This is a genomic window from Leeuwenhoekiella sp. A2, from assembly GCF_047946655.1.
Lineage (GTDB): Bacteria > Bacteroidota > Bacteroidia > Flavobacteriales > Flavobacteriaceae > Leeuwenhoekiella.
The window spans coordinates 1,212,403-1,238,274 of the sequence record NZ_CP172311.1 but is presented as its reverse complement, the minus strand read 5'-3'; the positions used below and the strand labels follow the sequence as shown (position 1 = coordinate 1,238,274).

29 protein-coding genes are annotated in these 25,872 nt (G+C 37.2%); 20 read left to right on the top strand and 9 right to left on the bottom strand.

Going from position 1 to position 25,872, the window contains the following annotated elements:
* Positions 1–46 precede the first annotated feature (46 nt).
* From ACH3PA_RS05530 to ACH3PA_RS05510, 5 genes are all read left to right on the top strand, one after another.
* Entirely contained in the window at positions 47–424 is a 378-nt protein-coding gene (locus ACH3PA_RS05530) for a group III truncated hemoglobin (RefSeq protein ID WP_416446403.1), read from the top strand.
* Positions 424–1,845 carry a cytochrome c oxidase accessory protein CcoG gene (ccoG, locus tag ACH3PA_RS05525; protein ID WP_416446405.1) on the top strand — a complete coding sequence of 474 codons (1,422 nt, stop codon included), beginning with the start codon at positions 424–426 and terminating at the stop codon, positions 1,843–1,845. Before ACH3PA_RS05530 ends, ccoG begins: the two co-directional genes overlap by 1 nt.
* A 181-nt stretch (positions 1,846–2,026) precedes the next feature.
* On the top strand, positions 2,027–2,473 hold the full coding sequence (locus ACH3PA_RS05520; RefSeq protein ID WP_416446407.1) for a FixH family protein: 447 nt from the start codon (positions 2,027–2,029) through the stop codon (positions 2,471–2,473).
* 3 nt (positions 2,474–2,476) lie between these two features.
* Positions 2,477–3,184: a sulfite exporter TauE/SafE family protein gene (locus ACH3PA_RS05515; RefSeq protein ID WP_416446409.1), complete on the top strand. Its 708-nt coding sequence runs from the start codon at positions 2,477–2,479 to the stop codon at positions 3,182–3,184.
* Between the two features lie 210 nt (positions 3,185–3,394).
* Complete coding sequence (locus ACH3PA_RS05510) at positions 3,395–3,580, top strand: hypothetical protein (protein ID WP_416446411.1); 186 nt, start codon at positions 3,395–3,397, stop codon at positions 3,578–3,580.
* Between the two features lie 61 nt (positions 3,581–3,641).
* Here ACH3PA_RS05510 and hemN read toward each other — a convergent pair whose 3' ends face one another.
* The 4 genes from hemN to brnQ form a co-directional block, all read right to left on the bottom strand.
* Positions 3,642–5,018 (bottom strand): oxygen-independent coproporphyrinogen III oxidase, encoded by a 1,377-nt coding sequence (hemN, locus tag ACH3PA_RS05505; RefSeq protein WP_416446413.1) that lies wholly within the window; start codon positions 5,016–5,018, stop codon positions 3,642–3,644.
* Between the two features lie 371 nt (positions 5,019–5,389).
* Positions 5,390–6,604: a phage integrase SAM-like domain-containing protein gene (locus ACH3PA_RS05500; protein WP_416446415.1), complete on the bottom strand. Its 1,215-nt coding sequence runs from the start codon at positions 6,602–6,604 to the stop codon at positions 5,390–5,392.
* Between the two features lie 328 nt (positions 6,605–6,932).
* Positions 6,933–7,937, bottom strand: coding sequence for an OmpA family protein (locus ACH3PA_RS05495; protein WP_416446417.1), 1,005 nt, complete (start codon positions 7,935–7,937; stop codon positions 6,933–6,935).
* 345 nt (positions 7,938–8,282) lie between these two features.
* Positions 8,283–9,581 carry a branched-chain amino acid transport system II carrier protein gene (gene brnQ / locus ACH3PA_RS05490; RefSeq protein ID WP_416446419.1) on the bottom strand — a complete coding sequence of 433 codons (1,299 nt, stop codon included), beginning with the start codon at positions 9,579–9,581 and terminating at the stop codon, positions 8,283–8,285.
* Between the two features lie 40 nt (positions 9,582–9,621).
* Here brnQ and ACH3PA_RS05485 point away from each other — a divergent pair, with 40 nt between their 5' ends.
* The gene (locus tag ACH3PA_RS05485; RefSeq protein ID WP_416446421.1) at positions 9,622–10,401 is read left to right on the top strand and encodes an alpha/beta hydrolase; all 780 of its coding nucleotides are present in this window, start codon (positions 9,622–9,624) and stop codon (positions 10,399–10,401) included.
* 157 nt (positions 10,402–10,558) lie between these two features.
* A complete protein-coding gene (locus ACH3PA_RS05480; protein WP_416446423.1) occupies positions 10,559–10,804 on the top strand; it encodes a hypothetical protein in 246 nt (81 codons plus the stop codon).
* Here ACH3PA_RS05480 and thiL read toward each other — a convergent pair.
* Complete coding sequence (gene thiL, locus ACH3PA_RS05475) at positions 10,801–11,853, bottom strand: thiamine-phosphate kinase (protein WP_416446425.1); 1,053 nt, start codon at positions 11,851–11,853, stop codon at positions 10,801–10,803. The genes ACH3PA_RS05480 and thiL overlap by 4 nt on opposite strands.
* 207 nt (positions 11,854–12,060) lie before the next feature.
* Between thiL and ACH3PA_RS05470 the strand changes: the two genes are divergently transcribed.
* The 11 genes from ACH3PA_RS05470 to ACH3PA_RS05420 all read left to right on the top strand — a co-directional run bounded on the left by ACH3PA_RS05470 (position 12,061) and on the right by ACH3PA_RS05420 (position 20,573).
* Positions 12,061–12,390, top strand: coding sequence for a HesB/IscA family protein (locus tag ACH3PA_RS05470; RefSeq protein WP_416446427.1), 330 nt, complete (start codon positions 12,061–12,063; stop codon positions 12,388–12,390).
* A 63-nt stretch (positions 12,391–12,453) separates the two neighbouring features.
* The gene (gene sufB / locus ACH3PA_RS05465) at positions 12,454–13,899 is read left to right on the top strand and encodes a Fe-S cluster assembly protein SufB (protein WP_416446429.1); all 1,446 of its coding nucleotides are present in this window, start codon (positions 12,454–12,456) and stop codon (positions 13,897–13,899) included.
* Between the two features lie 51 nt (positions 13,900–13,950).
* Complete coding sequence (locus ACH3PA_RS05460) at positions 13,951–14,265, top strand: hypothetical protein (RefSeq protein ID WP_416446431.1); 315 nt, start codon at positions 13,951–13,953, stop codon at positions 14,263–14,265.
* Positions 14,266–14,300: 35 nt separating this feature from the next.
* Positions 14,301–15,053 (top strand): Fe-S cluster assembly ATPase SufC, encoded by a 753-nt coding sequence (sufC, locus tag ACH3PA_RS05455; RefSeq protein ID WP_416446433.1) that lies wholly within the window; start codon positions 14,301–14,303, stop codon positions 15,051–15,053.
* 28 nt (positions 15,054–15,081) lie between these two features.
* On the top strand, positions 15,082–15,474 hold the full coding sequence (locus ACH3PA_RS05450; protein ID WP_416446435.1) for a four helix bundle protein: 393 nt from the start codon (positions 15,082–15,084) through the stop codon (positions 15,472–15,474).
* A 30-nt stretch (positions 15,475–15,504) separates the two neighbouring features.
* A complete protein-coding gene (gene sufD / locus ACH3PA_RS05445) occupies positions 15,505–16,818 on the top strand; it encodes a Fe-S cluster assembly protein SufD (protein ID WP_416446437.1) in 1,314 nt (437 codons plus the stop codon).
* Between the two features lie 45 nt (positions 16,819–16,863).
* Positions 16,864–18,102, top strand: coding sequence for an aminotransferase class V-fold PLP-dependent enzyme (locus ACH3PA_RS05440; RefSeq protein ID WP_416446439.1), 1,239 nt, complete (start codon positions 16,864–16,866; stop codon positions 18,100–18,102).
* Positions 18,103–18,211: 109 nt separating this feature from the next.
* Positions 18,212–18,637 (top strand): SufE family protein, encoded by a 426-nt coding sequence (locus ACH3PA_RS05435; RefSeq protein WP_416446441.1) that lies wholly within the window; start codon positions 18,212–18,214, stop codon positions 18,635–18,637.
* A gap of 39 nt (positions 18,638–18,676) precedes the next feature.
* On the top strand, positions 18,677–19,006 hold the full coding sequence (locus tag ACH3PA_RS05430; protein ID WP_416446443.1) for a DUF59 domain-containing protein: 330 nt from the start codon (positions 18,677–18,679) through the stop codon (positions 19,004–19,006).
* 26 nt (positions 19,007–19,032) lie between these two features.
* Complete coding sequence (locus ACH3PA_RS05425; protein WP_416446445.1) at positions 19,033–19,539, top strand: DUF2480 family protein; 507 nt, start codon at positions 19,033–19,035, stop codon at positions 19,537–19,539.
* Positions 19,540–19,649: 110 nt separating this feature from the next.
* On the top strand, positions 19,650–20,573 hold the full coding sequence (locus ACH3PA_RS05420) for a DUF3078 domain-containing protein (protein ID WP_416446447.1): 924 nt from the start codon (positions 19,650–19,652) through the stop codon (positions 20,571–20,573).
* A gap of 212 nt (positions 20,574–20,785) precedes the next feature.
* Here the strand turns inward: ACH3PA_RS05420 and hflX are convergent, their stop codons facing one another.
* The gene (gene hflX, locus ACH3PA_RS05415) at positions 20,786–22,012 is read right to left on the bottom strand and encodes a GTPase HflX (RefSeq protein ID WP_416446449.1); all 1,227 of its coding nucleotides are present in this window, start codon (positions 22,010–22,012) and stop codon (positions 20,786–20,788) included.
* Between the two features lie 73 nt (positions 22,013–22,085).
* Between hflX and ACH3PA_RS05410 the strand changes: the two genes are divergently transcribed.
* Positions 22,086–23,033 carry an endonuclease gene (locus ACH3PA_RS05410; RefSeq protein WP_416446451.1) on the top strand — a complete coding sequence of 316 codons (948 nt, stop codon included), beginning with the start codon at positions 22,086–22,088 and terminating at the stop codon, positions 23,031–23,033.
* Here the strand turns inward: ACH3PA_RS05410 and ACH3PA_RS05405 are convergent, their stop codons facing one another.
* The 3 genes from ACH3PA_RS05405 to ACH3PA_RS05395 are packed head-to-tail and all read right to left on the bottom strand — an operon-like array spanning position 23,034 to position 24,667.
* Positions 23,034–23,303, bottom strand: coding sequence for a DUF1456 family protein (locus ACH3PA_RS05405; protein WP_416446453.1), 270 nt, complete (start codon positions 23,301–23,303; stop codon positions 23,034–23,036).
* Between the two features lie 33 nt (positions 23,304–23,336).
* A complete protein-coding gene (locus ACH3PA_RS05400) occupies positions 23,337–24,077 on the bottom strand; it encodes a sulfotransferase family protein (RefSeq protein ID WP_416446455.1) in 741 nt (246 codons plus the stop codon).
* A 2-nt stretch (positions 24,078–24,079) separates the two neighbouring features.
* Entirely contained in the window at positions 24,080–24,667 is a 588-nt protein-coding gene (locus ACH3PA_RS05395) for a nuclear transport factor 2 family protein (RefSeq protein ID WP_416446457.1), read from the bottom strand.
* A gap of 184 nt (positions 24,668–24,851) precedes the next feature.
* On the opposite strand from ACH3PA_RS05395, the gene ACH3PA_RS05390 reads away from it, so the two are divergent.
* Positions 24,852–25,811 (top strand): IS110 family transposase, encoded by a 960-nt coding sequence (locus ACH3PA_RS05390; protein WP_416441748.1) that lies wholly within the window; start codon positions 24,852–24,854, stop codon positions 25,809–25,811.
* The last annotated feature ends 61 nt before the right edge of the window (positions 25,812–25,872 follow it).

Genomic DNA, 25,872 nt, shown 5'->3' with positions numbered 1-25,872 from the left:
AAATTATATTTCACTTTAAGCGAAATCAAAACACAATCATTTTAAAATGGAAGATATAAAAGATAGGACCGATATTGAATTGCTCGTAAACAATTTTTACGATAAAGTAAGGGCAGACCAAACTATTGGTTTCATTTTTACCGATGTCGCAACTGTGGATTGGACAACACATTTACCAAAAATGTACAGCTTTTGGGAAACAGTATTGTTGGGCAAAATGAGTTTTAAAGGGAACCCAATGGATACCCACATAAAATTGAGCCAAAAAACCGAAATGAGCGAAAAACATTTCAACCAATGGTTAACACTTTGGAATGAAACTGTTGATGAACTTTTTATAGGAAAAATAGCTACAGAAGCAAAACAACGTGGTAAAAACATAGCGGGATTAATGGTTTTTAAAATTGGGAACTACGCAAACTAATGGCAGAACAAGGGCAAGATAATTTCAGGGATACCATTGGCACGCTCAATGAAGAAGGGAAACGCGCTTGGGTATTTCCTAAAATGCCTGTGGGCAAATGGTATGAATACCGTAAGTATGTGAGTTATGTGCTACTTGTTTTTTTATTTGCTGCACCTTTTGTAAAAATTAATGGGCATCAGTTTTTGCTTTTTAATGTGATGGAAAGACGGTTCAATATTTTTGGCTTTCCGTTTTGGCCACAGGATTTTTACATTTTTGTAATGATGATGCTTGTGGGCGTGGCCTTTGTTATAGTGTTTACAGTGGCCTTTGGACGTTTGTTCTGTGGTTGGGTGTGTCCGCAAACTATTTTTATGGAAATGGTTTTTCGCAGAATTGAATATTGGATAGATGGCGACCGAGGCAAACAAATGCGATTGGCTAAAATGCCGTGGAACCTTGAAAAAATCCTAAAACGTTCTTTAAAATGGTTTGTATTTTTTGTGATTTCATTTTTAATAGCCAATATATTTTTGGCTTATCTCATAGGTAGCGACCGCTTGATGCGATACATAATAGATGGGCCAATGGAACATAAAAGCACGCTCATTTCACTCATTATTTTTACAGGGGTATTCTATTTTGTGTTCGCGTGGTTTAGAGAGCAGGTTTGTATCATCGTCTGTCCTTATGGAAGATTGCAAGGCGTATTGCTCGACAATAAATCTGTGGTCGTGGCTTACGACCATAAGCGAGGCGAAAAAGAAGAAGGTAGGGCCAAATTCAACAAAAAAGAAAACCGTGCTGCAACAGGAAAAGGTGATTGCATAGATTGTTTTCAATGCGTGCAAGTGTGTCCCACAGGAATTGACATACGTAATGGTACGCAATTGGAATGTGTAAACTGTACCGCCTGCATAGATGCCTGCAATAGTATGATGGAAGCTGTTAATTTACCAAAAGGTTTAATACGCTATGCCAGTGAAGAAAACATTGAGAAAAAGACCAAGTTTGAATTTACACCAAGATTCAAAGGATATACAATATTATTGGGTATTCTTACGGCAGTACTGGTTGGAATGCTTTTCCTGCGTAACGATGTAGAAGCAGATATTTTACGATTACCAGGACAGTTGTACGAGCGTAAAGCAGATAACATTATAAGTAATGTATATACCTATAAACTGGTCAATAAAACGAACAATAATATTGAAAACATCACTTTTAAGTTACTCTCCCATAAAGGAAGGATAAGCGTTGTGAGTCACGAAACGTTTACCGTACCGGCAGGCGATCTTGCCGAAGGAACATTATTTGTAGAATTGAATGCAAGTGCATTGAGTGGCGATAAAGATAAAGTGGTTATAGGTGTATACAGTGGCGATGAACAGATAGAAACCACCAGAACAGCATTTCTTGGACCAAGAAGTTATAAGTAATTTTTTTTTAAATAGTGGAATTAAGACAAACATATATGAAAAACCAACCCAACAAAGAATGCTGTAATGGCTGCAAAAATGGACAACCAGGTGGTAATGTTTCGTGCAAAGCAAAACTAATGGTCGAGGAAATAAATGAGGTTAAAGAAAAACGATTTTTAGAAACTAAAAACCGAAAGCTATGAAGATTAATTGGGGAACGGGACTAGTTGTAGCAATGGCACTTTTTGTAGGATTCATTCTGTTTTTAGTGTATAGAATGAGTACTGAAAATAACCTGAATCACGACTTGGTAACCGAAGGCTATTATCAAAAAGAAATGGAATTGCAAGACGATATTTATGCACAACAAAACACCGCCGCAATGGAAAAACAGATTACAGGGATAAAGAACGATATGGGCTATTTGCTTCAGTTTCCTGAAGGTTATGCGCCAGAAAAAATAAAAGGAAAAGTGTTCCTATATAGACCGTCTAACAGGCAACTGGATTTTGAAATTCCGCTGGAACTCACAGATCCTAATTTGCTCATACCTGACAACCGCTTGTTGGACGGTCGATGGAACATTACCATAGATTGGGAATACGAAGGGAAAACTTATCGCTTCAAAAAACAGATAACCTATTAAAAAATGTTAATCACGGCACTCATATTCGGATTGTTGGGCAGTTTCCATTGTGTGGGAATGTGTGGCCCTATTGCCTTTCTGCTTCCGGTAGATAGAAGCAATCCGGTAAAACGAGTGTTGCAAATATTGAGCTATCACGCAGGTAGATTGCTCACGTACGGCACCATTGGGTTGTTGTTTGGGTTTTTGGGAAGACGGTTGGACGTATTTGGTTTCCAGCAACATATCTCTATCGGTATTGGGGTACTGATGATTTTGGCAATTCTTTTGCCATCAAAAATTTTCAGTAGATACAATGGCTCAAAATTTATGTACAAATGGGTCGGGAAAGTTAAGAGTGCTTTGGGTGCAGAGCTCAAGCGAAAATCTATGGATAGTCTTTTTACCATTGGTTTTTTAAATGGTTTCTTGCCTTGTGGATTGGTCTATATGGCAGTTTTTGGAAGTGTAGCAGCAGGTAATGCGTGGCAAGGCGGCCTATATATGGTGTTTTTTGGATTGGGCACAATCCCATTAATGACAACGGCTACCTATCTGGGCAATTTTTTAAATACAACGCTCAAGCAACGCATTTTAAAAGCTATACCCGTGTTTGTGGTTGTTGTAGGCGTTCTGTTTATTTTGAGAGGTTTGGGATTGGGCATACCCTACATCTCGCCTTCAGAAATGGTAGCGGTTGAACAGGTCTCAGCAAAGCATTCCTGTTATTGATGAAAACTAACTTTAAAAACACAATAGTATGAACACACTTTTATTACCATTAGTCAATTGGGGATTAGGAACTATAATCATCGGTGTTTTTGTCGTGGTATGTATTATCCTCGTGGCAGTAATTTATAGCCTTTCTCGCGGAACCAATAACGTAAGAGACGACGTAAACGACACTAACATTGAAAACAATGAATCAAAAAATCTATCTATATGAAACTAAATATATTACTACTTCAAGATATAGGTCGTTGGACTGATGGCTGGATAGCTTACAGTCTTTATGGGATTGTAGTTGTGGCTATTGCGGTATTTTTAATTTATAAAATAAGAAAAGCAAAAGACCGTAAACGTCGTAATGAGCGCATACGCAAGGAAGATATTGAAAAGCGTAAATAGAAAGCCCGCAAGAATAACCTATATTCAAAACGGGCTTTCTGAGCAATGAACTTTTTATATTTTAAACAGTCATTGAAAACAATTTTGTCTGTGGCTTTTTGCGCTGTAAGCGCAAGTCAAAAGGTAGGCATACATTGCGCACGTAAGGTTTACCGGCTTCAGCTACTTTAAGGTGGTTTTCTGAAATTTCAATCAAGCCATCAATTTCCATTTCTGAAAGTTTTTTCAAAATTTCTTCAATTTCTAGAACGCTCATTTCTTCTTCTTTCCAAGAAGTCTCAAAATTGCACATTAGATTTAAAATGTGTTTGCGGATAATGAGGTCCTCTTCATTAAGAATATGACCACGCATTACAGGTAGTAGATCTTTGCGCAACAGCTCATAATATTCCTCTAAAGTCTTCACATTCTGTGCAAAGCCATACCAGCTATCGCCTATGGCAGATACGCCCAGACCAATCATAACATCAGTCTTCGAGGAAGTATAGCCCATAAAATTACGGTGGATGTTGCCGCATTGTTGTGCATAGTAAAGTGCGTCCGTTTTTAGCGCAAAATGGTCCATCCCAATTTCTACATAGCCTGCCTGCAACAGCATTTTTTTACCTATTTCATATTGAAGCCGTTTCTGTTTTGGCGATGGCAAATGTTCTTCACTATAACCACGCTGACCATTTCCTTTTATCCACGGCACGTGTGCATAGCTGTAAAACGCGATGCGGTCTGGCATCAATTCTATGGTTTTATTGACGGTATTTATCACATCATCTTGTGTTTGAAACGGAAGCCCAAATATAATATCGTGGCCTACAGATGTAAATCCAGTTGCACGAGCATCAACCGTAGCACGTTCTACATTTTCAAAAGGCTGAATACGATTAATGGCCTTTTGAACCGTCTCGTTATAATCCTGTACGCCGTAACAAACTCTGGTAAATCCGTTGCGGTTGAACATTTTGAGGTGTTCACGAGTGGTATTGTTGGGATGGCCTTCAAAACTAAATTCAACTTCTTCAGCCATATCTGCAATCTCAAAAATCCCAATTAATAGGTCTTCCAAATTTTCAGCAGAAAAGAACGTGGGTGTACCACCGCCAAGATGTAATTGCTGAATCAATGGTTTATGACCAATAATTTCCGCATACATTCTCAATTCCTTCAGCAATGCTTGAATATATGGCTTTTCAACCAAATGATTTTTTGTGATGCGCTTGGTACATCCACAAAACGTACACATACTCTCACAAAATGGAAGGTGTATGTACAAGCTGATACTTGGTCGTTTTCCGCTTTCGCGAAAGCGTAATCCCTGTATCAAACTCTCTTTCCAGCCTGAAACCGAAAAGCTATCCCCATCCCAATACGGGACTGTGGGATAGCTTGTATATCGTGGGCCTGGAACGTTGTATTTTGAAACTAAAAAGGTGTCACGTTTCATATAAAAAGGCTCGTTAGGATTACAAGACTATTTATAATAGTGCTTGCCATTAAAAGCTTGAAAATAAAAGCTGGCTTTTGTACCGTCAGTATAGCGGAGTTGTGCATTGTACAGATGCTCACGCATACAAGGACAAGTGCCATATTAAATAGTCCGTGACCAAAATTAAGTATTTGGAAAATTGCGATAGACCCCAGACACGTAGATAACACGATGCCTAATGCGGAATATCCCATTACATTTTCTGTAAAATCTTTTTTTAATCTTGCTAAAGCTGTCATACCTGTTGTTTTAATATTACAGGACAAAATTAGCTTTGATGTACAGGGTATTTTATGACTTTTGTCAGTTTAGGTAAACTGTTTTTAATTCTAAAAATTGACTACGCTATCCAACGCATCATCAGCATCTTTGTGGATGAAGTTAGCTTGGTATTTTATTGTTGTAGTAACGGATGAATGCCTATATAATTTTTGAAGCATTTTAATTGGAATCTTATCCTCTGAAATTTGACCAAAACTGTGTCTGGCAATATGCATAGTAACCTTTTTGGATATTTCAGCTTTTGATGCAACTTGCTTCAAATATTTGTTGAATTTTTTATTTGATGTTTTGGTTTTAGCATAAACATCTTTAGGGTCTTTGAGATTGGCTTTTTTCATTTCTGGAAAAACAAAATCTTCATCGTTCTTCTTTTCAGAGCGATAACACTCAAGAGTAGAATACGCCTTGTCAGGAATTTTAAGGGACAGCAATTTAGAATTTTTGTCCATTCGATAGTGAAGTCGTCCATCATAAATAGCTGACCAGCGAATTTTTAAGACATCAGCAGTTCGTATGCCAGCAAAGTAGAAACTAAAAAGCCAGACATTTCTTGCGTGTTTCTCATTATCAGTAAGATTCTCAACATTTTCCAATGCTATTATTTCGTCTTTAGTGAGTCCAACTTTTTCAGTTTCAGGGAATTTTATACGTATTTTATCGGAACCAAACGGATAGAGCTTTTTATCTACGATTCCCATCTTAATTGCCCTGTTATAGATAGTTCTGATAACTACAAGATTATTTACTATTGACCTTTCAGAAACTTTTCGAGTACTCATTAAATAACTTCTGAATTTCCTTAGAAATTGTTCATCAATTTCTTGAAACGTAAGTTGTCTGGATTTTGCAAAACCCAGTACGTGATTCACACGGGCTTTATCTGCGGAATGACGTGCCAGTTTTTTGTTCGTTTCCAATTCATTTAAGAATTCATCTGCTACCTCAAAGAAGCTAATGGATTTAGTTGGTGCATAGAGCCTATCTTTAATTTGATTGGCAGATATGTCTTTCTTTTCAGATTGTAAATCAATTAATGTCTTATTGGCTTCACTAAGTTTTGTAGTAAGCAGGCCATTAAGCCTTAAGGAATTTGGATGTGATTTCTTTACTCGAATGTTCTTTGCATCCCAATACTTTAGTTCGATGTAGTGGCCTATATAGTGATAATTGGAGCGTCGGTTTTTTGTAATTCTAACGGCTAATGGATAAAGCCCTTTGCTATTAGGTTTTTTTCTGAGAACGATTTTTGCATTTGAGGCCATATTCTAAAATATTGAGACATAAAGATAATCATTTTTGGTACAACATAGGTACAACAAATTATGATTTTAAAGCATATGAGATGATACCATAAAATATTAAATATCATATAAACAGTTAATTATGAAGTTAATTGATATAATTTGGCAACAAATTCGCTGGATTCAAAACCCAGTTCTTACGAGTGCGGGTTCGATTCCCGCCCGGGGTACAAAGCCTCAACTTATGTTGAGGCTTTTTTATGTCTACTAAAGACTGAAGCATTAGCTAGAAAAAGAAAAGGCTCAGATTTATCTATCTGAACCTTTTCTAAATGTAGTGAAATGAGTACTATTCTATTATGAGATCTACCCTTCTGGAAAGTTCAATATTATTAGAATCTTTAGTGTCTATCTCACCTTGATTATCGATAGTTATTTGGTTAGAATCTACTCCCAGACTTAATAAATAATCGACTACAAGATTGATGCGTTTTAACGCCAGTTCTCTATTGTAATTAGGATTACCTGTGCCGTTTTCAGGAGACGCATAGCCAGATACGCGTATAGATTTACCGTCGGTTAATTGATCTGCTATTTTTTTGATCGCATTAAACGCCTGAGTTCCATTTATGAAAGTGAACGAGTCATATTTAAAGAAAACATGCTCATTGATATTTGCATTACCAGCAATAGAATCAGTGGTTGCAACTTCCTGTATAATAGTTTTGGTGCTGTCTATTATAGTAGGTTTGAGGTAAATTGTATCATTTACCGGTGGTGCTATGTAGAAATCGGCATGTTCTGTACCCGATTTGCCTAAAACGAAAGTTGCGCCTAAATTAAAATTAATAATGGTGGTAGTTTTGGTATCCGGGTAGTCTCCTTGCGGACGTGAATTCACACCGGTTATAAAATCAATGCCTGCTCGCAAAAAAAAGCGGTTAGTAATCTTAACCTCATTATCTACAAAGGCTGCTAGTTGAAAATTAGACACGCGGTGAGTTGCTTGTTGAAAATCATCTTCCGAGGAATAGGAATAATTACCTCCAATACCAGCTAAAATTGTATATGGTTTTAAAAATGATTCAAATTTTAAAACGCGTCCTACATTAGCAACTCCCATCAAAGTTGCAGACTGATAAGTGAATTCTGTAATTTCAGTATAATTTACACTAAGTTTAGCTCCAAATAAGGGGTTAAACATATACCTAACGCCAAAATCTGCATTGTAAAATTCCATAGGGCGTAAATCTCTTAATTTGGTTACCCCTACTTCGGGTTCTATTGACCATTTGTTAAATTCTTGGGCGTGCGTTGCTACGGTTATTAACAACATCGCGATAAATATCCTCATGTGTTTAATATTAGATTAGTTTTTAGATGAATTTTAGTTAGAAAATAATGCAGGTTTGAAGAAGGTGGACGCTATTTCCTTTAATTCATTTCAGAGATCATTTTTTAGAGTTAAAATAGATTTAAGTACTAATATGGAGGGAAATTTAACAATATTATAAATAATAGAGGGTTGACTTTGGAATAAGTTAACAATTGGGAACCAGAAAGGTATAAAAATTTGGAAGCCAGCATTAAAAAATCAGAAAAAATAGAAAACTTTTCGACGAAGTGTCTTCTTTTATTGATGTGCGGATTTTTAGCAAAATGACCCGTTTTTTCAGCATAAATGCCGATTTTTGGTCACTTATACGAGTTTATCATTCTGATTTTCAGTGGGTAATATGCCATATTCTATTGCAATATTAGCCAGTAATAAGGCCAATAGGGCAGGTAGTGTCCATCCCATGCCATAAGTGCCTAGTGGCATCAAATTTTTAATTGTTTCCAATTGATTTAAACCTAAACTTACCAGAAAATCTGGTATACTAAAAATTATGGTGGTAATAACCACAATTTTAAAAACCCAATGAGAAGTTATTCTTTGGGGTAGTACATTTAATATTATTAAAATTATAGTGACAGGGTAAATGAAGTATAAAGCTGGTACGGCAATAGCGATAATAAAATCTACTTTAAACTGCCCCACAGCCACACCCAACAAGCAGCCTAAAATAGCTGTGATTACATACGCTTTATGAGAGCCTTTAAAAAGCCCTCTTACAAAATCTGCTGTTCCCGTTACAATACCAACAGCAGTTGTAAAGCATGCCAAACCAATAAGTGCAGAAAGCATGATTCTTCCGCCAGAACCTAAGGTGTCATAACTTATAAATGAAAGTAATTCTGTACGTGTGTTTAAGGTGGGTTCGGCACTGTAAATTGCTCCTGCATAAATAAGCCCTGCGTAAATACAAAAAAGTGCGAGTCCTGCCAAGATTCCGCCTTGAGCGATCAGTTTTCTCTTATGCGCATAATCTGTATAATTCTTTAAGTTGAGCGAAATAATAACAACTGCACCCACGACCACGGCGCCAATGGCATCAAAGGTTTGGTACCCTTCCAGAACTCCCCCTGTAAAGGTGCTTTTAAGGGGCTCGATAGATCTGGCAGGTGAACCGCCAACTGCCGCTACGCCTATAATCATGACAAGGATCATTATTAAAAACGGAGTTAAATACTTACCTATTATATTTAAAAGTTTAGATCGATTTAGAACAAAAAGTAAAACCAGCCCAAAGTATAGAGCGCTAAATGTGAGTGAGCTCCATTCAAGATAAGGCTGAACGCCCATTTCATAGGTGACAGAAGCTGTGCGCGGTGCTGGTAATGAGATCGAGATTAGATAAACAATAATGCAATAAATAAGACTAAAGACAGGATGTACTTTGTTACCAAAATCAAGCATCGTGCCTTGTAGGCGTGCATGAGCCACAATACCCAGAATTGGTATAATAACTGCTGAAGTTGCAAAACCTAAAGTAACCCAGATCCAGTTCTCGCCCGCGCTGTAACCCAATAGAGGCGGCAAAATAAGGTTGCCGGCTCCAAAGAAGAGTGAGAAAAGCGCAAAAGCGGTAATGTAGGTTTCTTTGGTAAGTTTCATGTACAACAAGTATCTTTCGAAGCAGAAAAGATAAGATAAAATGATATTAGCCTATAAGGGAAAACAACTATTTTATGAAGATAAAGGTTCAGGGCCTGTAACTGTTTTGTTACACGGGTTTCTGGAAAATCACAAAATGTGGAATGATATTATTACACATTTTATGCCTTCTAATCGTTTTATACTTTTAGATCTTCCCGGGCATGGGCAAAGTGAGGTTCTTGATGGGGTGAATTCTATGCATGTCATAGCAGAGGCGATTCATTTGCTTTTAGAAACACTTCAGGTAAAAAGTGTTTTTCTCGCTGGTCATTCTATGGGTGGTTATGTAGCTTTAGCTTTCGCGAAAGCATATCCCGCTATGGCAAATGGTGTTTTGCTGCTAAATTCTACTCCGCACGGGGATACTCCAGAACGTAAAAAATTACGTGCTCATGGTGTCAAGGTTGCTGCAAAAAATTACGTTGCTCTGGTAAGTATGTCTGTGGCTAATTTATTTTCTCAAGAGAGTAATTCCAGGTTTAGAGATAAAATTCTAATTACAAAACAGGAAGCTTTACAAACTCCATTAGCCGGTTACATTGCAGGTCAACAGGGAATGATGAATCGCGAAGATCTTTCAGATTTTTGGAAGAATTCTAAAATGAAGAAAGGGATGTTGCTCGGGTCTCAGGATACGCTGCTTAATGCAGAGAATTTATATATCGAATTTAGTGACTTTAATGTCGAGGTAAAACGTGTTGAGGGAGGGCATATGTCGCAGATAGAGAATGTGAATGACTGTGTACAAATGTTGAAATGGTTGATCGCAGAATATTAAAATCGGGTATTTTATAGGAAAAATCGTTCAAAATTAAGCGGATTTTTAACTGAATTATGTTAAATTTTAGATTTTTAACGCTTTTAAACTGATTTTATGTTCTTTTATCGGATTTTCTTATTACATTTAATTTTCAATAATAAGTTATCCCTAAATCATGATCAAACAATTGAACCACACAAACACCCCTTCACACAAATTAACTTGTCGTTTATTTGGCCATAAGTACAAGCTTATAAAGCAATACAAATCTAATCATCGTGAGTACGAGTGCTGTAATTGCAAAAGCCAGTTTACATTAGATGATGAAGGCACTTTAACTCCTCTAACTTCTAAACTGAGAAATATAAACGAGATTATGGAAAAGTTCTACATTAAGAGACAGGAGCGTCAACACGCCTAATCTTCATCTTTTAGCGCATTCCACCCTCGGGCGACTATAGGAACAAGTGTGTTTCCTCGTGTTACTAGATCCATACCTTCTTTTTCGTCTACCATGTGACCAATAATAGAAAGATGTGGATTAGCCTTTATCTTTTCAAAGTCTGTTTGTGGTATAGTAAAAAGCAGCTCATAATCCTCACCGCCGCTTAAAGCGACCGTTGTGCTGTCAAGATTAAATTCTTCACACGCGCTAATTAATTGCGGGTCTAGAGGTATCTTTTCTTCATACAATCTGCAACCTATTTGTGATTGTTTGCATAGATGTATAATTTCAGAAGAAAGTCCGTCACTTATATCGATCATAGAAGTAGGTTGAACTTCTAATTTCTCGAGTAATTCAATAATATCTTTACGCGCTTCAGGTTTTAACTGGCGCTCTATAAGATATGCGTAAGGTTCCAGATCTGGCTGCGCATTAGGATTTACTTTATAGACCTCTTTTTCTCTGTTTAAGATTTGCAAGCCCATATATGCCCCGCCTAAATCACCAGACACAACAAGTAAGTCACCCACTTTCGCTCCGTCTCTCCTCACAATTTTTTCAGGAGCCGCAGTACCTATAGCTGTCACGCTAATGAGAAGTCCGGTCGTGCTAGATGTTGTATCTCCGCCTACTACATCAATATTGTAAATTCCGGCTGCTAGTTCTATTCCTGCGTAAAGCTCTTCAAGTGCCTCAAGCGGAAATCTGTTTGAAACAGCGATCGAAACTATCACCTGAGTAGCTTCAGCATTCATGGCATAAACATCAGACAGGTTTACCATAATTGCTTTGTAACCCAGATGCTTTAAAGGCATGAAGCTAAGATCAAAATGTACGCCTTCTACTAAGAGATCGCTCGTTACAACGATTTGTTTTTCACTATGTTCTAAGACAGCGGCATCATCGCCAATTCCCTTAATAGTGGTTTTGTGCTTATTAGTAAAATTTTTGGTCAGGTGATCTATTAAGCCAAACTCTCCTAATTCACTAAGTGAAGTACGTGATTGATCTTTATTTTCAAACATATCTTTTATTTGGGTGCAAAGTTAAGCTGATTTATAGAAACAAGACAGAATGCGATTCAAAAATGAAAATGCCAGATGTATAGATTGCTTCTATGATTGGCTAATGCCGTAATATTCTTAAGCTATCAAACTATAAGATAGTTTAATGTAAGGAAGGGTGGTAAAACCCTACTTATTTGGTATATTTGCCGATAATTTAAATGCATTATGATTAAAGTAAGTGAAGACGCAAAAAAAAGGATAGCTGTCCTTATGAGTGAGGATGGTTATGATGCTACCGTAGACTATGTGAGAGTAGGTGTTAAGAGTGGCGGTTGCTCTGGTTTATCTTATGAATTAAAATTTGATAAACAAGCTGCTGAAGAAGATAAACTCTTTGAAGACAATGATATAAAGCTAATCGTAGATAAACGTAGTTTTCTCTATCTAATAGGCACAACCTTAGAATTTAGCGGTGGTCTTAACGGGAAGGGATTTGTTTTTAATAATCCTAATGCTCAGCGCACGTGCGGATGCGGTGAGAGTTTCTCACTTTAAAATTTTTTAAACCATTAATTAAGTCTGATCAATAATTTTTTGATCAGAAATATAATTTTACATATGGCTTATACAGAAGAAGATTTACAGAAAGAATTAGCTACTAAAGAATATAAGTACGGTTTCTATACAGATATAGAATCTGATACGTTTCCTGTAGGTCTAAACGAAGATATAGTAAGGGCAATCTCTTTGAAAAAAGAAGAGCCTGAATGGATGACAGAGTGGAGGCTTGAAGCTTTTCGCCACTGGCAAACTATGAAAGAGCCAGAATGGGCTAATGTGCATTATGAAAAGCCTAATTTTCAAAATATATCATATTACTCTGCTCCTTCTAAAAAACCCAAATATGACAGTCTTGATGAGGTAGATCCTGAATTGCTGGACACTTTTAAAAGACTTGGTATCTCTATAGATGAGCAAAAGAAATTAGCTGGTGTTGCTGTAGATGTTGTGATGGATTCTGTTTCTGTGGCGACAACTTTTAAAAAGACGCTGGGTGAAAAAGGAATTATTTTCTGCTCGATCTCTGAGGCAATAAAAAATCACCCGGAGTTAGTTAAGAAATATCTCGGTTCTGTGGTTCCACAGAGGGATAACTTTTATGCAGCATTAAACTCTGCTGTATTTAGCGATGGTTCATTTTGTTATATTCCAAAAGGTGTAAGATGCCCTATGGAATTATCAACATATTTTCGTATTAATCAGGCGGGAACAGGTCAATTTGAGCGTACGCTGGTTGTTGCAGACGCAGGTAGTTATGTGAGTTATCTTGAAGGTTGTACAGCGCCATCACGTGATGAAAACCAATTGCATGCTGCAGTGGTAGAATTAATCGCGCTAGATGATGCAGAAATAAAATATTCTACAGTACAGAACTGGTATCCTGGTAATGCCGAAGGAAAAGGTGGGGTTTATAATTTTGTAACCAAAAGAGGGCTTTGTGAGAAAAACGCAAAAATCTCGTGGACACAAGTAGAAACCGGAAGCGCAGTAACCTGGAAATATCCTAGCTGTGTGCTTAAAGGTGATAACTCAATAGGTGAGTTTTATTCTATCGCTGTTACAAATAACTTTCAGCAGGCAGATACAGGGACAAAGATGATTCATTTGGGTAAAAACACCCGAAGCACAATTATATCTAAAGGTATTTCAGCAGGAAAATCTCAAAACAGCTATCGAGGTTTAGTTCAGATTAACAGCAGGGCAGAGAATGCACGTAACTTTTCGCAATGTGATTCTCTATTAATGGGGAATGAATGTGGTGCACATACTTTTCCCTATATCGAGGCAAAAAATAAATCAGCCAGAGTTGAGCATGAGGCTACCACAAGTAAAATAGGTGAAGACCAGATATTTTATTGTAATCAGCGCGGTATTGATACTGAGAAGGCGATCGCGTTGATTGTTAATGGTTTTAGTAAAGAAGTGCTAAATAAATTGCCAATGGAATTTGCAGTTGAAGCTCAAAAATTATTAGAAATTTCTCTTGAAGGTTCAGTTGGTTAAATGAAGAAGGCGCTTAAAATTATATGTGCTACATTGTTAATTACAGCTTTTTTGAGTTGTAAAAATGAAGATGAAAAAAGAATTGATGGTGAGTTCATATACACAGATGAAGCTGCTGTTATAAAAGGAGATAGTTTTATTTATGGTGTAAAACAGGATGAAATGGCTAAGAAATTAGTACATCAGACTGCAGGTTATAAGAACAGCGATTACGATATGGTGCCGGTTATAGTTAAGGCTGTAATAACACCAAAACCGGCAGGACAACAGGGATGGGATAGCATTGTTGCTATTAAAGAGATCATCGCTGTTATGCATCCTAAAAAAGATCAGGGTGTAGAAGTAGAATATAAAAAAGAAGATTAAAACAGATGCCGCTTAGCGGGATAAGCATTTATACTATGTTAGAAGTAAAAGATTTAAAAGCAGGAATAGAAGGTAAGAAGATTCTTAAAGGTATCAACCTAAAAGTAAACGCAGGAGAAGTTCATGCTATCATGGGTCCTAACGGTTCAGGAAAAAGTACTTTATCATCTGTAATAGCGGGTAAGGAAGAGTATGCCGTTACAATGGGCGATATCTTTCTTGAAGGAGAATCTATATTAGAATTAGATGCTGAAGAAAGAGCACACAAAGGCGTTTTTCTTTCTTTTCAATACCCTGTGGAAATCCCTGGAGTTTCAGTTACTAATTTTATCAAGACAGCAATAAATGAGACGCGTAAGGCAAAAGGTCTGGAAGATATGCCTGCCAGCGAAATGCTAAAACTCATTCGTGAAAAGTCTGAATTACTTGAGATAGATCGTAAATTTTTATCGCGCTCTCTTAATGAAGGTTTTTCCGGAGGAGAGAAAAAGCGTAACGAGATCTTTCAAATGGCGATGCTTGAGCCAAAGCTGGCTATTCTAGACGAGACAGATTCTGGTCTTGATATTGATGCTTTGCGTATTGTAGCAAATGGTGTCAATAAATTAAAGACTCCGGAAAATGCGGTTATCGTGATAACACACTATCAAAGATTGCTTGAGTATATCGTGCCAGATTTTGTTCATGTGATGGTAGATGGTAAGATCGTTAAATCTGGCGGTAAAGAATTGGCTTACGAACTAGAAGAAAAAGGTTACGACTGGGTTAAAGCTGAGCTTACGGCGTAGTGATAATGTTTAAAGCTTAAGGTTCAAAGTGGCTACTGTACAAAGGTTTGAAGATTTAGAAGTATGGCAAAATTCACGAGAACTTCCAAAACTTGTGATTGGTCTTGTTCAAAGAACCGATCTCAAAAGCAACTTTAAACTTAGAGACCAGATCATGGCTTCATCCGGCAGCGTAATGGATAATATTGCTGAAGGGTTTGAGCGAAATGGAAATCTTGAATTCCGGCAATTTCTTTCAATAGCTAAAGGGTCTGCGGGAGAAACGCGATCTCAGCTTTATAGAATTTATGACTGGGATTATATAACAAAAGAAGAACTAGATGATTTAGTAAGCAGATGTGAAGCGATAAGTAAGCGCATCTCAAGTTTTATTAATTATCTCAACAATTCAGAATTAAAAGGTTCAAAGTTTAAAAAATAACATTAAACCTTGAACATTAAATTAACGAGTATGAACTTAAAAGATAAATTACTTTCCTCTTACCTGGCTTTTCAGGAGAACTTAGATATGGATACAGATATTCATACTTTAAGAGATAAGGCTATAAAAACTTTTGAGGAAAAAGGTTTTCCTACAAAAAAGGAAGAAGCCTGGAAGTATACTTCGCTAAACAGTGTTTTAAAAAATGATTATAGTCTTTTTCCTAAAAAGGAAGATGCTATAGAGTTTAATGATGTGAAGAAGTATTTTCTTCATGATATTGATTCTTATAAAATCGTTTTTATAGATGGTATTTACAGTTCATACCTTTCTGAAACTACACATGACGGGATGGATATTTGCTTGCTGAGCTCTGCTTTGACAAAATCAAAGTTCAAGCCGGTTATTGATGTATATTTCAATAAAATAGCTCCTGAGGACAGTTTAACTTCTTTAAATACCGCTTTCGCGAAAGAAGGCGCATACATATATATTCCTAAAAGTAAAGCTGCTCAAAAACCTATTCAGATTATTCATCTTGCAACTGGTAACGAAGCTAGTTTGATGTTGCAACCACGTAATCTAATTGTGGTTGAAGAAAACAGCGAAGTTCAAATAATTGAGCGTCACCAAAGCCTTACTGAAAATGCTGTATTGACCAACTCGGTTACTGAAATTTTCGCTGGCAAGCGTGCAAATATTGATTATTACAAGATTCAGAACGATAAATCAAACGCTTCACTTATAGACAATACGCATATCGATCAACATGATGATAGCGAAGTTTCAGTACATACCTTCTCCTTTGGAGGAAAATTGACCAGAAACAACTTGAACTATTATCAAAATGGTGAGCATATCAATTCTATTTTAAAAGGTGTAACGATCATAGAAGATAAGCAACATGTAGATCACAATACATTGGTGCATCACAAGCAACCTAACTGCGAAAGCCATCAGGATTACAAAGGTATTTTTGATGAAAGTTCTACAGGTGTATTTAATGGTAAGATCATAGTAGATCGTATTGCTCAAAAAACAAATGCTTATCAGGCTAATAATAACATACTTATTAGCGATAAAGCGACCATCAACTCAAAACCTCAACTAGAGATCTTTGCAGATGATGTGCGTTGTTCACATGGTTGTACAATAGGCCAACTTGATGAAACTGCTTTATTCTACATGCGCTCACGCGGAATTGGAAAAAAAGAAGCAAGAGCGTTGTTGATGTACGCTTTTGCCAATAATGTTTTAGAGAGTGTCAAAATTCCACAATTAAAGGCCAGAATAACAAAACTTATAGCAGACAAAATAGGTGTAAATATTGGTTTCGACGTTTAAAAATCGGACTCAAACCCTATAAAATCGCCCAAAAACAGATCATTTATGGCTATTGCTACCGCAAATAAAACTTTTGATGTTGCGAGTATTCGCAAGGATTTCCCTATTCTTAAGCGCGAAGTTAACGGCCAGCCACTTGTATATTTTGATAATGCTGCGACTTCACAAACTCCGCAGCAGGTTATTGATGTAATCGTTGATTATTATAGCAATTATAACGCAAATATTCACAGAGGTGTGCACGCGCTTTCGCAGGAAGCTACAGATGCTTATGAGCAGGCACGACAAAAAGTGCAAAAGCATTTTAATGCACAACATCCTTATGAGGTAATCCTTACTTCAGGAACGACGCATAGTATAAATATAGTTGCATCGGGATTTGCAGACCTGCTGGCGAAAGGAGATGAGATTCTTGTTTCTGCAATGGAGCATCATTCTAACATTGTGCCATGGCAAATGCTTGCTGAAAAGTGTGGCGCAGTATTGAAGGTGGTTCCTATGCTTCCCAGCGGGGAACTTGATATGGATGCTTTTAGCGACTTACTTTCAGATAAAGTAAAACTTGTTTTTGTAAATCATGTAAGTAACGCTCTGGGAACGGTCAATCCTATAAAAGAAATAATCAAACAAACACATGCCGCAGGTGGCGCCGTTTTAATAGATGGGGCTCAGGCAGCACCACATATTAAAGCAGATGTTCAGGATCTTGATGTAGATTTTTATGTTGCTTCAGCGCATAAAATGTGTGGCCCAACAGGAGTTGGTATGCTTTACGGTAAGGAGGAATGGCTTACTAAACTTCCTCCATATCAGGGTGGAGGCGAGATGATAGATCAGGTGACTTTCGCCAAAACAACTTATGCAGGTTTACCGCATAAATTTGAAGCAGGAACACCCAATATTTGTGGTGGTATCGCCTTTGGTGCAGCTTTAGATTATATGAATAGTATCGGCTTTGATACTATTGCAGAATATGAACATGAGTTGCTGATTTATGCTACAGAAAAACTGAAGCAGATAGAAAACCTCAAAATTTATGGGGAAGCCAAAGAAAAAACAGCGGTCATTTCTTTCAACGTAGGTTCTATTCATCCGTATGATATTGGTACAATTCTCGACAAATTAGGTATTGCAGTGCGCACGGGTCACCATTGCGCACAGCCAATAATGGATTATTATAAAATTCCGGGAACGGTGCGCGCTTCTTTTGCTTTTTACAATACTAAAGCAGAAATAGATAGTTTTATAACTGCTTTAGAACGAGCAGTCGCTATGTTGAGTTAAGCTTCTTTTTTTGATTTTTAAATCCTTAAATTTATACCGATTAATTATATTAAAAAGCTGATTTTTATAATCTAAAGGTTAGTTTTTTACACATTGTAAGACAAATTTAATGAGCACTATAAAAGAGATTCAGGAAGAGATAGTAGATGAGTTTGCGATGTTTGACGACTGGATGCAGCGTTATGAATACATGATAGATCTGGGCAAATCGCTACCTTTAATTGATGAAAAATATAAAACTGAAGAATACATAATAAAAGGCTGCCAGAGCAAGGTTTGGGTGCATGCAGATATGAAAGATGGTAAAGTCGCGTTTACGGCAGATAGTGATGCGATAATTACAAAAGGGATAATTGCTATTCTTATACGCACATTTTCAAATCAGCCGCCGCAGGCTATTCTTGATGCAGACACGTCTTTTATTGATGAGATAGGTCTAAAAGAGCATTTGTCACCCACGCGTGCAAATGGTCTTGTAAGTATGATCAAACAAATAAAACTATACGCTGTGGCCTACCAGACACAGTTAAACTAACAGGCATCAGAAATTTTTCTATGCATAATTCTTTTTAAGATGAGTGAGACAACAGAAATAGATACAAAAGAACTTGGCGAAAAAATCGTACGAGTACTTAAGACAATTTATGATCCTGAAATCCCTGTAGATATTTATGAACTCGGTCTTATTTACGATGTATTTGTAAATGAAGATTATGAGACTAAAATATTAATGACATTAACTACTCCTAACTGCCCGGTTGCAGAAACGTTACCTGTCGAAGTTGAAGAAAAGGTAAAGAGTATAGAGTTGGTTAAAGATTGTGAAGTAGAAATTACTTTTGATCCACCGTGGACGCAGGATCTAATGAGCGACGAGGCAAAACTTGAACTAGGTTTGCTTTAAGCTAAAGTAAAATTATTTTATTTTCTATGGAAGATTTAGAGATTGTAAACCGAGTCGCAAATAGTAAGCTTATCACTTTTAACCTTGAGGATCTATATCCTAATGGGGAGCGAGTCATGCTCGATATTTCGCAGTGGTTGTATGAGGGGATGATCCTAAGAGAAAAAGACTTTCGCGAAAGCTTAAAAAATCACAACTGGGAGCAGTATACTAACGCTTATGTTGCCTTACATTGCAGCGCAGATGCTATCATTCCCGCATGGGCATATATGCTTGTTACTACATATCTCGATGTGGCAAAACAAGTGATTGTGGGAGATCGTGACCAACTGGAAACTGTACTTTATACACAGATCATAAATTCATTAGATGTTTCTAAGTATGAGGATCAATATATTATTGTAAAAGGATGCTCAAACAAGCCGGTACCACAAAACGCTTATATTCTGCTTGTACAAAAACTTCAGCCGGTGGTCAAAAACCTCATGTTTGGCGAGGCGTGTTCTTCTGTGCCTTTATTTAAGAAAAAATAACTCAGGTCGGTTTTTTGCTGCTTTTAACCGATTTTCATCAAGTTTTTCCGATTTGTAATATGACTAAAAGATATGCGGTATCTTTGATGTCTCAAAAAATCTAGACAATCATGAAGAAAATTATTTTGCTTGTGGCTTTGCTATTTGCCTCATTTACTTATGCGCAATCTGAAGCCGAACTGAAGGCAGCAAAAGCAGAAAAAAAGGATTCTATCGCTCAGATACAATCTCGGGTTAATGCCATACAATCTAAAATAGACGCATTACCAGGCTGGAAGTTTGGTGCTTTTGGTACAATAGGTTTTAATACTTCAAACTTTAATAACTGGTACTCTCAGGGTTCACCTAATGTCTCTTCCGGGAATATAGGTTTTACTGTTAACGGTTTTGCTAATTTAAAAGAAGAAAAATATTTCTGGCGTAACTCAGGTAATATTAACCTGGCTTGGGTAAAATTTGATGATAAAGACGATCCTAATGATGATGATGGCTACAGAGAGTCTACAGATGTTTTTAATATTTCAACGCTTTATGGCTATAACTTGACTGAAAAGTTGGCCATTTCTGCTTTAGCAGAATACAGAACAACTATACTTGACAATTTTAATGATCCCGGTTATTTGGATCTGGGTGTGGGTGCTACCTGGACACCGGTTACTAATCTTGTTGTAGTGGTTCATCCTTTTAACTACAATTTCGTTTTTAGCAAAGGAGATAATATTTATGAATCTTCTGCCGGGGCTAAGGTACTTGTTGATTATACCAGACAAATAGGAGCAATTAGTTTTAAGTCTAATCTATCTGCGTTTCAAAGCTATAAATCATCAGATTATTCAAACTTCACGTGGATAAACTCTGCCAACTATAAATTGTGGAAGGCGATAGGAGTAGGTTTTGAATTCGGTTTAAGAGGAAACAAACAGGAAGCGCTTGATTATGCCATCAATACAGAAGGTATGACTAATGCTACTTTTGACAATGTAGATAATGACCTGCAAACATACTGGCTTTTAGGACTGACTTACAATTTCTAAAAACCGCTGAAATCAATTAAAAACCCCCGATTTTGATATCAAAATCGGGGGTTTTTGTATTTAGCATCTAGTACAAACTAAATTTATTTCAGGGTCTCACTGCATATTTGCTAATAAGATTACTATGTGATGCTGAAACGACACTTCGACAAGCTCAGTGTGACAATTCAGCATGACGAGGAAACAATACTATTATCGCATAAATGACTTACTTACTCTTCTTCATCTCCTTCGTAAAGGTCATATTCAGGATACAGAAAGTTGTTGTAAGGAAAGCGGGTAATATGAATTTCGCGTACGCGTTCATATACTTTCTTGCGAAAAGCTTCCATGTTATCTTTGTTAATAGCCGAAATAAAAATCGCATCGCCGTTTAATCTGGCCATCCATGTGCGTTTCCATTCTTCAAGAGTAAAATGTTCGCTGGTTTTTTCGGTTACCAGATCATCTTCATCTATAGTTTTGTGAGTATACGCATCAATTTTATTAAACACCATTAATGTGGGTTTATCAGCACTTTTAATTTCGTCAAGAATCTGATTAACAGATGCGATATGATCTTCAAAATTAGGATGGGAGATATCAACTACATGAAGGAGTAAATCTGCCTCACGTACCTCGTCAAGTGTGCTTTTAAAAGATTCTACTAATTGCGTAGGTAGTTTTCTAATAAAACCTACCGTATCACTCAATAGAAAGGGAAGATTGCGTATCACTACTTTTCGCACTGTAGTGTCAAGCGTAGCAAAAAGCTTATTTTCTGCAAAAACGTCACTTTTGCTTATTACATTCATCAATGTTGATTTCCCAACATTGGTATAACCTACAAGAGCAACACGTACGAGCGCACCACGGTTACCGCGTTGTACTTCCTGCTGCTTATCTATTTTCTCTATTTTCTTTTTTAGCAATGAGATACGATCACGCACGATACGTCTATCAGTCTCGATTTCAGTTTCCCCGGGACCGCGCATCCCAATACCACCACGCTGGCGCTCAAGGTGAGTCCACATACCGGCAAGTCTGGGTAATAGATATTCATATTGCGCCAACTCAACCTGAGTGCGCGCATAACTTGTTTGAGCGCGTTGTGCAAAAATATCAAGGATCAGGTTTGTCCTGTCTATGATCTTACACTTTAGTAAGCGTTCTATATTCTTCTGCTGGGCAGGGCTTAATTCATCATCAAAGATTACCGTGCTCACGTCATATTGATCTACGTAGGCTTTTACCTCTTCCATTTTACCTGTACCTATAAAAGTTTTAGGATTAGGTTTGTCCATCTTCTGTGTAAAACGTTTTAGAACTTCGCCACCAGCAGTGTAAGCGAGAAATTCTAATTCGTCCAGATATTCCGTCATCTTTTCTTCGTCCTGATATTGAGTTATCAGACCAATGAGTACCGCTTTTTCGTAATCTAAATTAGTTTCTTCTATCATAAAAATTAATGAACTGCAAAGGTAGGGAATTGGTTCCTAAGCTTTTCTTAAATTAGCACACTAACACTTTTTCATGCCCATTGCTAAACTTGCCGTTGCCTTTTACAATCTAGAAAACCTTTTTGATACAATTGATGACCCAAACATACTAGATGATGATTTTACGCCCAACGGCGATTTAAAGTGGAATGATAGCCGCTACGCGAAAAAGCTGAGAAAACTAAGTGAAGTCATATCGCAGTTGGGGCAGGAAGATACTAACCAAATGCCAAGTCTTGTGGGCGTGGCCGAAGTTGAGAACAAAAAAGTGCTGCAAGATTTAATTAACCAAAACAAACTCCAGGAAGGAGATTATGATTTTGTGCATTATAACTCACCTGATGAACGTGGAATAGATACAGCATTATTATACCGTAAAACAGATTTTGAAGTTATAAGTTCTGAAGCGATAACGCTTTATGTTGAGAACGACCCGGGAGTGCGTGATTTTACAAGAGATATCTTATATGTGAAAGGTAAACTGAAAGGTATAGAAGTTCATATTCTTGTAAATCACTGGCCTTCCCGCCATCAGGGAGCAGAAACTACCGAATATAAACGGGTAATTGCGGGCCAAAAAAATCGGGAAATTGTGGATAAAATCAGGCAAAATGACCCCAATTCCCGCATTATCGTTATGGGTGATTTTAATGATAATCCACATAGTGAAGCGGTGAAGACACATCTTGTACAAACCGATTTGTATAACCCAATGGTGTTTTTACTCACGCGATATGAAGGTTCACTTAACCACAAATTCAATTGGTATCTTTTTGACCAGATCATTTTGTCTAATAACTGGATGAAAGCTTACGACAATGAGCTGGAGTATGTCAAATCAGATATTTTTAATGAGTATGCACTAACCGAATACGATGGTAAATACAAAGGCAATCCTTTTCGCACTTACGCAGGTGATAATTATCTGGGAGGTTACAGTGATCACTTCCCGGTGTATACCATTTTTAAATTTAAAGAATAACTAAGATTTTTCCGGCTTTCCTTTCGCTTTAGCGGGTTTCTTAGGAGGCATAGGGCCACGTAAGTGAATAATGAGTCCGTCAAGAAAATTGCGTAAAAACTGGTCACCGCATTCTACATATTTAGGATGATTTTCATTTCTGAAAATCGCACCCAATTCACTTTTTGAGACATTAAAATCTGCCAGCTTGCATATTTTCACAATATCATCATCACGTAGTTTATGCGCTACACGTAATTTTTTAAAGACATCATTGTTTGTAAGACCCATGTTGCAAAGGTATCTATTCCTGCTGAATATCTTTTAAGCAATAATCAATACTAAGGCGTAAATTATAAGTAGCGCTAGTAGAGCGGCACCAGCCAAAATAAAATAGGCTCCCTTTGTAAGTCCTGCCAGTGTCTTTTTAATTTCCGCACGGTCGTTAACATTTGGGAAGTCTGTTGCAGGTATAGGAACTTTAAGAAAATTACATAAAGGTTCCCAGCCTTGATCTACTGTAAATATAAGTAGTTTATCTGGTGGGACATTCGCTTTTACTTCCTGTACATGGTGATTATAACGATCTATGGCTTTTTGTTTATTAGTCATCGTGCCTTGATGAGATCTTCCCCAGATTAGCTTTTTAGACATATTGCCAAACTTTCTCATAAAGGGGACTACAGCCTGCATTACTTTAAACTGCCACATACTTTCTGTAAAGTAAATTGTATCTATGGTACTTTCATACCAGGCGTCGGCACCGCGTGGGTGTAAGGTTAGAAGAACCTTGGCATCAGGGTAGGCTATAAAAAGCTCTTTCCAGACGCAACAGGCGGGATTGTCAACCGCAGCGGTGTAATTAGCAAAAACAGTTTCCCAATTGTGCTGCTCACCGGCAGGAGTATTAGCTACTTTATTCCAGAAATTGATGTGAGATTTATTTTCTTTTTTAAGAAGTATTTCTGCCATATGATAGCAGGGAAAACCTAACTCATTGAGAGCTGTAAAAGTTGACATGGTCCCGGTTCTACCGTATCCCGCACCTATTATCTGCAGGCTCATGGCTAAAACTTATGCATTACATCAGCAATTTGCTTGGTGTCTACATATTGCCTAAAGTTTGTGACTTTACCATTGTTGACTTTCCATAGGTGTGCAAACTGAGCATTTATCATTTTGCCGTTCTTTTTACATTTTGCCTTATATCTGCCAGTTCCTAATACATTTCCGTTAGCCATTTCATACACTTTAAGATCTGTGATTTTCCAGTTTTCCCATTCGTTTGAGATGCGAGAAAACACACCGGTGATAACAGCATCTGGACCCATGTACGGATTGCCATCAGCATACGGAAAATGATCTGCTTCATACCATTCAATATTTTTGTCAAGAACATTCTTTACAGCTTTCATGTCGTGGATAGAAAATGAACGGTATAGATCTGTTATAATCTCTATGTCTGAATTGTTTATCGCAGGAATTCTCTTGTGATTGAGCAAGGGAGCGACTAGCCCAAGCTTTTCCAGGCCTTCATAATTTGTGGTGTAGCCTATTTCTTCTGCTAATTTTCCGTTCCAGACATCTGTAAAAGCATAAAATTTGTCATTTACCTGAGATATAGCAGTCCTAAGTTTGTTTCTATTAAATTTCAATATCAATTCAAAAGAACAAAAGAGCAGAGTAAGGTTAGTATAGCCGTAGGAACTTCAGATTCCGTCAACAATGTAAATCCCTGCTCTTTTACTACTTAATTACCTTTAGTTCATTAGGCCTTTAGAGCTTGTTTTTAGGATGTTGTAAATCAAGTAGCTTGTTCTTTTCTAAATTAATTATTCTATGATTAAAAGTACATTATTTTTTGGGATAGATATTTCAAAGGACTGCTTTGATGTTTATTGCAGCCAAACTGGGCACAGTAGTTATTCCAATGATACGAAAGGTTTTAAAGTTTTTTTAAAGGCTATTCCGGAGAGTTCTCATTGTGTTATGGAAGCGACAGGCTGTTATCATCACCAGCTTGCTATGTTTTTGTATGGCAGGGGTATTTGTGTAAGTGTTGTAAATCCTTTGGTTATCAAAAGGTATATACAGATGAAGCTCAAGCGCGTAAAGACCGATAAGAGTGATGCTTTGATGATCTACAGGTACAGCTGTGAACAGGAGTTAGAGCATTGGGAACCAGACCCTGAGTATATAGAGAGCGGCAGAGAATTGCTATCATTAATACAAATGTATTTGAAGCAATCTACGGCCTTGAAGAACAAGTTGCACGCATTTGAGAGTCGTGGGCAGACTAAAGGCAAGATGATTACTTCCATAAAGCGTCAATTACGAGCTCTTAAAAAAGAGCGTCAGCTGTTGGAACAGGAGGTTGAGGCTTTGATAAAAGCGAATGAGCCATCCTTATACGCAAGACTCCAGACTATTCCAGGAATAGGTAAAAAGACAGCAGTATTATTGATGCTTAGTACGGCTAACTTCAAAGATTTTTTAAGTTATAAACAAGTATCATCCTATCTGGGATTAGCACCAAATGAACGTAGCTCTGGAAGTAGTATACGGGGAAGGTCGCGAATAAGTAAAACAGGCGACGGTCTTGTGCGTAACCATCTATTTATGTGCAGTTTTACCGCCTACATTCACAATGCGCAGTGCAAAGCTCTTTTTGATCGTATCGTGTCTAAGGGAAAGAGTAAGAAATTGGCTTTGATTGCAGTTTGTAACAAGCTGATAAAACAAGCGTTTGCAATAGCTAAATCCGGATTATGCTATGATGCTAACTACATGGTAAAATAAGTAGAAGAAAGCTTGGATTTTAGCTTAGTTCATTGTTGTGGTTAATAAAGCTATTCCCAGA